Origin of the sequence: Actinoplanes sp. M2I2, assembly GCF_023544445.1 — a bacterium.
Lineage (GTDB): Bacteria > Actinomycetota > Actinomycetes > Mycobacteriales > Micromonosporaceae > Actinoplanes.
In genome coordinates this window covers 144343-156379 of sequence record NZ_JALPVJ010000019.1, presented here as the reverse complement: position 1 = coordinate 156379, position 12037 = coordinate 144343, and the positions used below count along the sequence as shown (strand labels likewise).

The 12037-nt window shown below is 70.4% G+C and carries 6 protein-coding genes and 1 riboswitch; of the genes, 2 read left to right on the top strand and 4 right to left on the bottom strand.

What is annotated here, in order from left to right; translation table 11 throughout:
• Positions 1 to 8: 8 nt before the first annotated feature.
• Positions 9 to 2678, bottom strand: coding sequence for a LuxR family transcriptional regulator (locus HJC40_RS45690; protein WP_284044082.1), 2670 nt, complete (start codon positions 2676 to 2678; stop codon positions 9 to 11).
• Positions 2679 to 2839: 161 nt separating this feature from the next.
• On the opposite strand from HJC40_RS45690, the gene HJC40_RS33865 reads away from it, so the two are divergent.
• Both HJC40_RS33865 and HJC40_RS33860 read left to right on the top strand, forming a co-directional pair.
• A complete protein-coding gene (locus HJC40_RS33865; RefSeq protein ID WP_250007464.1) occupies positions 2840 to 4030 on the top strand; it encodes a hypothetical protein in 1191 nt (396 codons plus the stop codon).
• A 595-nt stretch (positions 4031 to 4625) separates the two neighbouring features.
• A riboswitch (cyclic di-GMP riboswitch) is annotated at positions 4626 to 4705 on the top strand.
• 14 nt (positions 4706 to 4719) lie between these two features.
• Complete coding sequence (locus tag HJC40_RS33860) at positions 4720 to 7662, top strand: Calx-beta domain-containing protein (RefSeq protein ID WP_250007462.1); 2943 nt, start codon at positions 4720 to 4722, stop codon at positions 7660 to 7662.
• A 64-nt stretch (positions 7663 to 7726) separates the two neighbouring features.
• Here the strand turns inward: HJC40_RS33860 and HJC40_RS33855 are convergent, their stop codons facing one another.
• Genes HJC40_RS33855 through HJC40_RS33845 form a run of 3 tightly spaced genes read right to left on the bottom strand, consistent with a single transcriptional unit; the run spans position 7727 to position 11999 of the window.
• On the bottom strand, positions 7727 to 9673 hold the full coding sequence (locus HJC40_RS33855) for an ABC transporter ATP-binding protein (protein ID WP_284044081.1): 1947 nt from the start codon (positions 9671 to 9673) through the stop codon (positions 7727 to 7729).
• Positions 9670 to 11406, bottom strand: a complete 1737-nt coding sequence (locus tag HJC40_RS33850; protein ID WP_250007461.1) for an ABC transporter ATP-binding protein — start codon at positions 11404 to 11406, stop codon at positions 9670 to 9672. The genes HJC40_RS33855 and HJC40_RS33850 overlap by 4 nt, the downstream gene beginning before the upstream one ends.
• Entirely contained in the window at positions 11406 to 11999 is a 594-nt protein-coding gene (locus HJC40_RS33845; RefSeq protein WP_250007460.1) for a TetR/AcrR family transcriptional regulator, read from the bottom strand. Before HJC40_RS33845 ends, HJC40_RS33850 begins: the two co-directional genes overlap by 1 nt.
• Positions 12000 to 12037: the final 38 nt, after the last annotated feature.

Genomic DNA, 12037 nt, shown 5'->3' with positions numbered 1-12037 from the left:
GAGGCGTCTCAGTGGTGGCCGATCAGGGTGCGCACCAGCTCGGTCCGCGACGAGACGCCCAGCTTGGGGAAGATGTGGTAGAGGTGCGAGCTGATCGTGCGGGGCGACAGGAACAGCCGCTCGCCGATGTCGCGGTTGGTGAGGCCGTCGGCGGCCAGCATCGCGATCTGCAGCTCCTGCGGCGTCAGCTTGTCCCGGGCGTCCTCGCGCGTCGGGCTGCTCTCGCCGGCGGCGCGCAGCTCGGCCCGGGCCCGCTCGGCCCACGGGCGGACCCCGAGCGCCGACAGGGCCGCCGTTGCCGCCCGCAGGTGCACCCGCGACTCGCCCACCCGCCGCCGGCGGCGCAGCCAGGAACCGTACGCGTGTTGCAGCCTGGCCCTCTCGAAGGGCCAGTCGGCGTCGATCACACCCTCGAGGTCGGCCGGTTCGAGCAGCGCCCGCACGTAGGCCCGGCCCACCCGCAAAGCCGGCAGATCGACGTCCGGCAACCCGTCGACGATCGCCCGCAGGTCGTCCTCGCGGCCGCAGCCCAGAGCCGCGTCGGCCAGGTGGCTGACCGCCCACAGCCGGATCGCCGGGTGGTAGGGCACGTCGTCCGGGTCGAAGACGCGAGCCAGGTGTTCGAAGGCGGCGCCGGGTCGGCCCAGGGCGAGGGCGTCGACGCCGCGGACGATCTGCACCAGCGACAGCAGGGGATGGACACCGGCCGGCAGGAGAGCCCCTTCGGCGGCGTCGGCCAGGCTCTGCGCCAGGGCGCTGTCTCCCCGCAGGGCGGCGGCGTGGGCGCGGGCGATCGAGGCGGTCAAGGCCCAGCGAGGCTGGCCGGTCTCCTCGGTCAGCGCCGCCGCCTCGATCGCCGCCTGCTCGGCCAGCCGCACGTCGCCCAGCTGGGCGGCCACCGTCGCCTCGGTGACCAGGGTGCGGGCGAGCTGACCGAGCCGGCCCTCGGCGCGCAACGAGTCGGACGCGGCCCGGCTGAGGATCAGCGAACGGCGCCAGGAGCCGAGACCCGAGGCCGCGGTGGCCAGCAGGTCGAGCTCCTCGGTGGTGCCGTCGAGCTGGCGGGAGCGCCGTTCGAGCGCCGCTATCACTTCCGGCCCCCGCTCGAGCGGGGCGGCCAGGGCCAGAACGGCGATGCGGTACGGATCGTCGGCCGCCAGCTCGAAGCGCTCGACCGCGTCGATCATGGCCATCCGGGTGCTCCGGTCGGCGTTGGACCAATAGAAGCGCATCGCGTTGCTCGCCAGCTCGGTCAGTGCCAGCTCGGCGTCGCCGTCCGTGCGGACCCGTTCCACGGCCTCGACGAACGAGGCGAGACGGTCGGCGCCCGACCAGCCGCTGCCCAGCATCGCCTCGCGGAACCAGCTGAGCCGGGCCTGCACCGAGCGCGACAGCACGCGCCCGGACAGCGTGGCCATCAGCCGCCGCAGGGTCTCGTGGTCGCCCATCTCGTAGGCCGTCATGATCGCCCACATCATCCGGTGGGCCTGCCGGTCGGGGTCGGGCGTCAGCTGCGCGGCCCGCTCCAGGCCGCTGATCGCCGCGGCCGGCGTGCCCCGCCGGCGGGCCCGGCCGGCCGCCTCGGCCAGCTTGGCCGCGAGCTCCTCGTCGGGCCGGGTCGTGGCGGCGGCGAGATGCCAGACCCGCCGCTCGTTGCCCGGCAGATCCGGGATGGCCGAGGCCAGGGCGGCGTGGAGGTCGCGGCGGCGGCCGGCCGGAGCGGACTGGCGCAGCGCCGACCGTACGAGCGGGTGCCGGAACCGCAGCGTGCCGTCGTCGAGCTGGATCAGCCCGGCGGAGACGGCCGGGGTGAGGTCGTCGAGAGTGGTCGCCGCCAGCCCGGCCGCGGCGGCCACCGTCTCGTCCACATCGGAGTGCTCGTTGAACGCGGCGACCTGCAGCAGCAGCTGGGTCGCCTCGGGCAGAGCGGCGACCGACAGGGCGAACGAGCGCTCGAGCCGGGCCGGCAGGGGCAGGTCGTCGGGCAGGCGGCCCGGGTGATCGCCCAGCGCGGCCAGCTCGACCAGGCCGAGCGGGTTGCCGGCGGCCTGGCCGAGGATCCGGTCGCGCAGACCGGGACGCAGCGCCGGCGCCCGCCGGTCGAGCAGGGTGGCCGCCTCGGCGGCGGCGAGCGGCTCCACGACCAGTTCGGGCAGTCCGGCGCCGCCGAGACGCCGGGTGGTCTCGGCGCCGGTGCGCATGGTGACCAGCACCAGCACCGGATCACCGGTCAGTCGCCGGGCCACGAACGTCAGCGCGTCCCAGCTGGCGTCGTCCAGCCACTGCGCGTCGTCGGCCAGCACCACCAGCGGACGGCTCTCGGCCGCCTCGGCCAGCACGGTCAGGAGCGCGAAGGCCACCCGTACGGGGGTCAGGTCGCCGTCGAGCGCCGCGCGCACCACGTCGCGGGCCCCGTCGGCCGAACCGGTCGACGGAATAGTGCTGACCAGGCGGTCCAGCCCCGCGTAGGGAAGGTCGAACTCGGCCTGCACCCCGGTGACGGTGACCGTGCGCAGCCCTCGGAGGCGGGCCTCCGCACCGGCCCAGCCCAGCAGCGTGGATTTGCCCACCCCGGCGTCACCGCGCAGCACGAGCGAGCCGCCCTCACCGGGCGTGCGATCGAGCAGCGCGCGCAGCCGCCCGATCTCCTGCGCACGCCCGATGACCTGGTCACTCAATTGGTCGCCCCCCAGCCGAACCTAGCTGCCGGGGCCGCTCGGAGGTATGCGGGCCGCCCGGAAATGTTCACCGGAGCCGCCGGGGGTGCCCATGGCGCGGAGCGAGGCGTTTCCCGAGCCGGATGCCGCCTCCGTTTGGTTGCCGTCCTTAAGCTCAGCCGATGCGCACTCTCCGGCTGATCCTCGCGGTGGCGGTGAGCGCTGTCGCGGTCCTCGCGACGGTCCGCCTGGTCGCCCCGGCCGACGGCGACCCCGGCGTACGGCGGCAGCTGGCCCACCTCCGGTCCTCGCTCGAGTCCGGGGCCGCCGAGGACGCGCAGAAGCTCTTCCCCGAGGGCTACTTCTTCTCGTACGTCCTGTACGGCCTGGCCGCCGTCGACGTGGGCCGCCTCGACGACGCGCGGTGGGCGCTGACCCGCCTCGAATCGGACGCCGGCCGCGCGCCGTTCACCGGCGACATGCCCCTGCGGTACGGCGTCTTCTACCGCGGCTGGGTCAACTGGCTGCGCGGCGGCATCCTCCTGCACCAGCCGGAGGCGGCCCGCGACGCCACCCAGCTGCGCGCCTTCGAGAACGACTCGGCCGAGATCGCCGCCGCCTTCGACGCCGCACCCACCCCGTTCCTGCCGTCCTATCCCGGCCAGGCGTGGCCGGTCGACTCCACGGTGGCGATCGCCTCCCTGCGCCTGCACGACAAACTGCTGACCCCCGCGTACGACATCACAGCGATCCGCTGGCTGGCGAACGCCGAGGCCAGACTCGACCCGGCCACCCAGCTGCTGCCCCACACCGCCGACGCCGACACCGGCGAACCCACGTCGGGCGCGCAGGGCACGTCGCAGAGCATCATCAACCGCTTCCTGCCGGAGATCGACCCGGAATTCGCCCGACAGCAGTACAGCCGCTTCCGGAACTCCTTCCTCGCGGCGCCGCTGGGCCTTGGTCCGACGGTCCGCGAGCACCCGGTCGGGGTGGACGGTCCCGCGAACGTCGACTCGGGGCCGCTGGTGCTGGGCGTGAGCCTGTCGGCGACCGCCGTGACGATCGGCGCCGCCAAGGCCAACGGGGACGAGACGCTGGCGGATGGGCTGGCGCGGTTCGGGGAGGTGGCCGGGGTGCCGATCTATACGCCGGGGGAGAAGCGGTACGCGTTCGGCGCGGCTCCGATCGGGGACGCCTTCCTGGCCTGGTCCAAGTCCGCCCGGCCGTGGGTGGGGGTGGCTTCGGCGCCGCCGCCGCGGGTGCTGTCCCGGTGGTGGCAGGTTCCGCTGCTCACGCTGTTCTTGGCCGTGGGACTGGCGCCGTGGCTGGTCGGGGCGGGGCTTCGCCGCCGTCGCGAGCATCTGGCGTAGGGCTGCGATCGCTCGGCGCAACGCGACAACCTCGAAGGCCGCACGAACTGCTGCCGGGCAACTCGTCGCGGGCCAGGCCGTCGGCTTGGCGGCTCGCTCTGCCTCTCGCGACTTGTGGATAACGCGACGTCCGGCCGTCTGTGGATAGCCGTGCCGGCCCGCCTGAACGCCGTAAGGTCAGGCCCTGCCCCGGTGGGTGGGGGTTTGGGCGGACCGACCCCTACATGATCGGAAGCGCCACACGCCAGGCCTTCGTGTGCTTGTCGCTTGCCTGCCGCCTCGGTCCGGGCGTGGCCCCGCGTCGCATGACGTCGGTCGCCGCCTTCCATGCGGTGGACGTTGCTTCGCGCCCGCCGTGGTCAGGGCCGGCTGGTGTGCTGCTGGCGGCGAGCCAGCGCGGTGCCTGATGCAGGGCCGGGGTACCGCTCGCACGGGCGGCGTTGAGCGGTTAGGCCGATTTAAGCCGAAAAAAGCGTTCCGCCGCTAACGCGGTGATAGGCCGGTTAGATTACGGAAGGCGATAAGCCGGATCTTTCTCGGCTTCCGCTGCTCAGACCGGTCCAAGCCGGTTCTTGGAGCCCGCCCACCGGTGCGGTACCCGAACAGGCAAACCCGCCGTAAGGCGGGGACGCAAAGCCAGGGGCCTCCCCCGACGGAGGCAGCCCAGCCGCCGAAGGAGAAGGAAAGACATGCGCTATCCAGAAGCCCATGCGGCCAAGAGCGGCTCGGTTCCGTTCATGCTGCGTGGCCCCAAGTCGGTGCGAACAGCACTGGCAACCGTCACGGCCGGAGTGGTCGGCCTGGTGCCGGTTATCGCGGTGGCCTCACCAGCGTTCGCAGCCCCGGTCGCCGCCGTGTACACGATTACGGCAGCACAGGCGGTCGAAGGCAACGCGGTTGTTTTCACCATCACCCGTCCCGCTCCGGCGGCTGGCAGCAGTCTTCTTGAAGAGACGCTGACCTACACGCCGACCACCGAGGCGGGCCAAACGGCTACAGCCACTACTGACTACACCGCTACGCCGGGCACCGTAACCTTCCCGGAGTACTCCACCACCACGGCTCCCCAGTCACGGACCATCTCGATTCCGACGGTGCAGGACACCATCGACGAGCCTGACCAGGAGACGTTTACGGTCACCTTGACCAACCCCACCCCGGCGGCCCAGGCCGGTACCTTCAGCGCCGGCGGCGCTGTTGCCGTGGGCACGATCCTTGACGATGACAATCCGACGTACACCCTGAGCGCGAGCCCTAACCCGGTCAGCGAAAACCTGGTGGACGCCAACCGACACGCCACGATCACGGCGCTGCTGTCCAAGCAGTCGCCGTACACCGTGACGATTCCGGTCGCCACGGCCAACGGAACGGCCACGTCGGGCCAGGACTACGACGCGATCAACACCTCGATCTCGATCCCGCCGAACACGTCGAGCGGGTCCACGCAAGTCGAAATCACCAATGACAACATCGACGAAGCTGACATCCAGAGCTTCACCGTCAACGGTTCCGCCGGAGCCAACGTCGCTGGGACCGCCTCCACGACGGTCAACATCGCCGACAACGACGCGGCTCCCGTGGTGAGCATCGCGAGCGCCGGCCGGGTCACCGAAGGTTCCCCGTCCCTGTTCAACGTCACCATGTCCGGGCGCTCGGAGCAGGTCGTCACCGCCCGCTGGGACACGTCGGATCTCGCCACCGCGACGGACCCGACGCATGGCATCGCGAAGGCCGGCCTGGACTACACGGCCGTCACGAACGGCTCCGTGAGCATTCCTGCTCTGGCCACGGCGCCGACCAGCCCTATCTCGGTGGCCACGCTGCCGGACAGCCTTGACGAGGTCAGCCCGGAGGACTTCAAAGTCACGCTTTCGGGCGTCGCCAACGGCACGCTCGGTGCCACCTCGTCGGCCGAGGGCGGCATTGACGACAGCGGTTCCGCGCTTGGTCCGCAGGTCACTCTGACGCCGACCACGGTGACAGAGGGCGGCCCGAACGCCACCAAGGCACGCACGTTCACCGTCAAGCTGTCGAAGTCGTCGGGTCGCGAGCAGAGGGTCGGTTACGCAGTCGCGGCCGGTACGGGCGCCGGGACGATCGGCGTCGCGACTGCTGGTGACGACTTCACGGCCACGACCGGGACGCTTACTTTCGCGCCGGGTGACACGGAGAAGACTTTCACTGTCGACATCATCGGCGACGATGTGGACGAGGACGACGGCGAGAACATCGCCGTCACGCTGACCGACGCCAGTGTCAGCGGCACGCAGCTGTCGGCGGGCCTGAATTTGGGCGTCAACCAGGTGACCATCACCGACGACGACGACAAGCCCAGCATCAGCCTCGCTCAGGCTTCGATGACGATGCCGGAAGGCAACGGCTACAGCGCCGCGCTTTTCCAGGTCAACCTGTCGAACCCGAGCAAGAACCAGATCAGCTGGAAGGTCAACTACGCAACTCCGGCCGGCACCGCCGAGGCGGCCCTGGCTGGACTGGGTAGCGACGACTTCGACCCGCTGACGACGCTCAACACGACTCAGAACATCGCCCCCGGAGCGACCTCGGGCTATGTGCTGCTGCTCGTGAAGGGTGACACCGTATTTGAAACCGACGAGACGGTGCGACTGGAGATCACCCGTGACGCTGGCGAGACGGACGCCACCGGCGGACCGCTCACCGGAGTCCTCACGCTGAAGAACGACGATGCCGCCCCGATCCTGGTCGTCGACTCGAGGAACGCGGTGGAGGGCGATGTCGTTGCTCTGACCGGCGTCACTTCGGGTGCGGCGCAGGACGCGACGCTCCTCAACGTCACGGCGACGGGCAAGGCTAACCACGGCACGATCGCGGCTGCCACGGGCGACTTCTCGCCGACGAGCTTCCCCGTCAACGTGCCGGCCGGCACCCCGAGCGGCACGACGGTGCCGATCGGCAATCTGACCATCACCGACGACAACTACGCCGAGCCGGCTGAGGCTGTCGAGATCTCGGGTGTCGGCTTTGGCGGCACCGGTTCGGTTCGCGATGGTTGGGTCACGATCGCGGCTAGCGACGGTGGTACCACGCCGGGTGAGCCGGGTGAGGAGCCGGGAGAGGCTCCGACGCCGACGATCAACGCCCCGATGGCCGTCAACGGCACGGGCCCCGTCTCGATCACCGGTAAGGTCGCGGCCAACGCCTCGGTCGAGCTGTGGGGCGCCCCGGTTTCCGGTGGCGACCTGAAGTGGATCGCGACCACCAAGGCCGCCGCGAACGGTAACTACTCGTTCTCGCGGTCGATCGTGCAGGGCACGCGGTTCGTCACGCAGTCGCAGGAGGTCAACTCGGCCGAGGCGACTGTCTGGGTGAACCAGTGGGCCAGCCTCACGGCCAGCTCGCCCTCGAAGGGTCGCGTCTCGGTGACGGTCAAGACCATCCCGAACGCCGCCGGCCGCAAGGTCGTCGTTCAGCGCTGGACCGGCCCGAACACCTGGACCAACCTCCTGGTGAGCAAGGCCAACGTGAACGGCGCCTACGCCGCCACCGCGGCTGTCCCGTCCGGCACCGTGGCGCTCCGCGCCTGGGTCGACGGTGACGAGGACCGTGGCATCAACGGTGGCTGGTCGGCGATCGTCCGCCCGGTCATCAAGTAACCAGCAGCAGTAAGTAAGGCGGGGGCGGCCAGATGGCCGCCCCCGCTTTCGTCCTGGAAAGAGATCAATCGACCTCGACCACGGCCTGGGCGAACTGCGCCGAGTACAGCTTGGCGTAAGCCCCGCCCGCCGCGATCAGCTCGTCATGCGTGCCCTGTTCGACGATGTGGCCGTCCTCCATCACCAGGATCAGGTCGGCGTCGCGGATGGTGGACAGGCGGTGGGCGATCACGAAGGACGTGCGGCCCTCGCGCAGCGTGGCCATCGCCTTCTGGATCAGCACCTCGGTCCGGGTGTCGACCGAGCTGGTCGCCTCGTCGAGGATCAGGATGCTGGGCTCGGCCAGGAAGGCCCGGGCGATCGTGATCAGCTGCTTCTGGCCGGCGCTGACGTTCGAGCCCTCCTCGTCGATCACCGTGTCGTAGCCGTCGGGCAGCATGCGGACGAAGGGGTCGACGTACGCCGCCTCGGCCGCCTTCTTCACCGCTTCCAGGTCGAAGCTGTCGGCGCCGTACGCGATGTTCTCCGCGATCGTCCCGCCGAACAGCCAGGTGTCCTGCAGGACCATGCCGATCTCCTCGCGTAGTTGCTCGCGGGGCATGGTGGCGATGTCGCGGCCGTCGAGCAGGATGCGGCCGGCGTCGACGTCGTAGAAGCGCATCAGCAGGTTCACCAGCGTGGTCTTGCCGGCGCCGGTCGGGCCGACGATCGCCACGGTCTGGCCGGGGCGGGCCGAGAGCGACAGGTGCTCGATGAGCGGCTTGTCCGGCACGTACCGGAACGAGACGTCCTCGAAGGTGATCTGGCCGCGGACGGTCCCGAGGTCGGCCACCGCCGGCGAAGGGGACTGTTCCGGCGCGTCCAGCAGGGCGAACACCCGCTCGGCGGAGGCGACGCCGGACTGGATCAGGTTGGCCATCGAGGCGACCTGGGTGAGCGGCTGGCTGAACTGCCTCGAGTACTGGATGAACGCCTGCACCTCGCCGAGCGTCAGCGACCCGGAGGCCACCCGCAGGCCGCCCACGACGGCGACCAGCACGTAGTTGAGGTTGCTGATGAACATCATGGCCGGCTGGATGAGGCCGCTGATGAACTGCGCCCGGAACGACGACGCGTACAGCTTGGTGTTGTGCTCCTCGAAGGTCTTGACCGCCTCGTCCTGCCGGCCGAACACCTTGACCAGCGAGTGGCCGGTGAACATCTCCTCGATGTGGCCGTTGAGCCGGCCGGTGGTGGCCCACTGGGCGACGAAGTTGGGTTGCGAGCGCTTGCCCACGACCATCGTCACGCCGAACGAGACCGGCACCGTGACCAGCGCGATCAGCGCGAGCAGGGGCGAGATCCAGAACATCGCGAAGAGCACCCCGACGATCGTCAGCAGCGAGGTGATCAGCTGGGAGAACGTCTGCTGCAGGGTCTGCGAGATGTTGTCGGTGTCGTTGGTGGCCCGGCTCAGCACCTCGCCCCGGGGCTGCTGGTCGAAATACGACAGCGGCAGCCGGGACAGCTTGGACTCGACCTGCTGCCGCAGGCGGAAGACGGCCGTCTGCACCACGGTGGCCGTGATCCGGCCCTGCAGGACGCCGAACAGCCAGGCGAAGAGGTAGATCAGCGCGATCCAGGCCAGCACGTGGGCCAGGCGGTTGAAATCGATGCCCTGCCCGGGCGTGAAGTCGACCGCGTTGAGCAGGTTGGCCCGGGTGTCGTCGCCTTGCGCGCGCAGGGCGGCCACGGCTTCGGCCTTGGTGACGTCGCCGTCGACGGTGCGGCCGATGTAGCCGGCGAAGATGATGTTGGTGGCGTGACCGAGCAGGTAGGGGCCGAGCACCGACAGCGCGACGCTGACCGCGCCGGCGAGCACGACGAAACCGACCAGGACGCGTTGCGGCCGGAGCAGCCCGAGCAGGCGCTTGGTCGAGCCCTTGAAGTCCTGCAGCTTCTCGGTGGGGGCGGGACCGGCCATCATCCGTACGGCCGGGGGGCCGCCCATGGGGCGTTGCGGGGCGGTCATGCTGCGGCCTCCTGAGCCGAGAGCTGCGACAGGACGATTTCCCGGTACGTCGCATTGGTGTCCATGAGGTCGGCGTGGGTGCCCGTCCCGACCACCCGCCCGTCGTCGAGCACGACGATCCGGTCGGCGTCGCGGATGGTGCTCACCCGCTGCGCGACGATCACCACGGTGGCGTCGGCGATGTGCTCGGTGAGGGCCGAGCGCAGCGCCGCGTCGGTGGCGTAGTCGAGCGCCGAGAACGAGTCGTCGAACAGGTAGATCTCGGGCCGGTGCACGAGCACCCGGGCGATCGCCAGGCGCTGCCGCTGGCCGCCCGACACGTTCGTCCCGCCCTGCGCGATCGGTGCGTCCAGGCCGCCCTCCATCCGTTCGACGAAGCCGCGGGCCTGGGCGATCTCCAGGGCCTCCCACAGCTGCTCGTCGGTGGCGTCCGGGTTGCCGTACCGCAGATTGGAGGCGACCGTGCCCGAGAACAGGTAGGGGCGCTGTGGGACCAGGCCGATCAGCCGCGACAGCAGGGCCGGGTCGAGGTCGCGCACGTCGACGCCGTCCACCAGGACCGTGCCCGCGGTCGCGTCGAAGAGCCGCGGCACCAGGTTGAGCAGCGTGGTCTTGCCACTGCCGGTGCTGCCGATGACCGCGGTGATCTGGCCCGGGCGGGCCGTCAGCTCGATGCCGCTGAGCACGGGGGCCTCGGCGCCGGGGTAGCGGAACCCGACGTCGTGCAGGTCGAGGAGGCCGTGTTCGGTGACCGCGGTGACCGGGTCGGCGGCCGGCGCGACGCTGGACTCGGTGCTCAGCACCTCCTTGATCCGCTCGGCGCAGACCTCGGCCCGCGGGATCATCACGAACATGAAGGTCGCCATCATGATCGCCATGAGGATCTGCATGAGATAGCTGAGGAACGCGGTGAGCGCGCCGACCTGCATGGCGCCGGAGTCGATGCGGTGGCCGCCGAACCACAGCACGGCGACGCTGGACAGGTTGACGATCAGCATGACCGTCGGGAACATCAGCGCCATCAGCTTGCCGACCTTGAGCGACACGTCGGTCAGCTCGGTGTTGGCGCCCTCGTAGCGGGTCTGCTCGCGCTCGTCGCGGACGAACGCGCGGATCACCCGGATGCCGCTGATCTGCTCGCGCATCACCTGGTTGACCCGGTCGATGCGCTTCTGCATCGAGCGGAACAGGGGCCGCATCCGCACGATGATCGCGGCCACCGTGGCGACCAGGATCGGGACGATGACCAGCAGGAGCGACGACAGCGGGACGTCGAGCCGCAGGGCCAGCACGATGCCGCCGACGCACATGATCGGCGCCGAGACCATCAGGGTGAAGGTCATCAGCACCAGCATCTGCACCTGCTGGACGTCGTTGGTGGTCCGCGTGATCAGCGACGGCGCGCCGAACTGGCCCACCTCGCGGGCCGAGAACGTCTGCACCCGCTCGAAGATCGCGCCCCGGACGTCCCGGCCGACCGCCATCGCCGTACGGGCGCCGAAGTAGACCGCGACGACCTGGGCGGCGATGCTGGCCAGCGTGATGACCAGCATCCACCCGCCGATCCGCATGACGTAGCCGGTGTCGCCCCGGACCACGCCCCGGTCGATGATGTCGGCGAACAGCGTGGGCAGATAGAGCGTCGCCAGGGTCTGGATGAACTGGAAGAACACGACGAGCGTGATGTCCCGCCGGTAGGGCCGTAGATAGGTGCGGAGCAGTTGGATGAGCACTACTGGGTCCCCCGTCGGAGCAGTCCGTCGAGCAGCAGGGAGACCGTCTCCTCGCCGCTGAAGTTGTCCGGGTCGCCGAACGGCCCGTATGTGTTGGCGCCGCAGAACAGGAGCAGCAACGTGGCCACCGCCGCCGGTGGGCGGCGGAGCTCGTCCACGCCGGTCGCCGCGATGACGTCGGTCAGCGCGGCGTGCAGGGCCTCCCGGTTCGAGATGGCCTGGGCGGACGCGTCCCCGGAGAGGATCAGCTTCCGCGCCGCGCTCAGGAGCTGGGCGTTCTCGGCGAACCGCGCGTGCACGAGCTCGGTCGCCTTGATCAGTCGCTCCCGCAGCGGCGCGGCCCGGTCGATCGCGGCCAGCGCGGCCAGCGTCGGCTGCGGGTCCAGCGCCTTGATGACCGAGCACACGACCAGCGACGTCTTCGTCTCGAAGACGCCGAAGATCGTGCCCTCGGCGACGCCGGCGGCCTGGGCGATCTGCCGGGTGCTGACGTCGAGCCCGTGCTCGTGCAGCAGCGGGATGGTCGCGTCGATGAGGGCGGCGCGCCGTTCCTCGGGTGCGAGCGCGCGGACGCGTCGTCGCTTGTTCTCCACGACGACAGCTTAATGAGCGAGCGCTCACTCATCCACTG

What these genes read in the sequence shown, in the direction of transcription:
- HJC40_RS33865 (WP_250007464.1), top strand. Translation starts at nt 2,840, where the DNA reads ATGCGCACTCTCCGGCTGATCCTCGCGGTGGCGGTGAGCGCTGTCGCG.
- HJC40_RS33860 (WP_250007462.1), top strand. Translation starts at nt 4,720, where the DNA reads ATGCGCTATCCAGAAGCCCATGCGGCCAAGAGCGGCTCGGTTCCGTTC.
- HJC40_RS33855 (WP_284044081.1), bottom strand. Translation starts at nt 9,673, where the DNA reads ATGACCGCCCCGCAACGCCCCATGGGCGGCCCCCCGGCCGTACGGATG.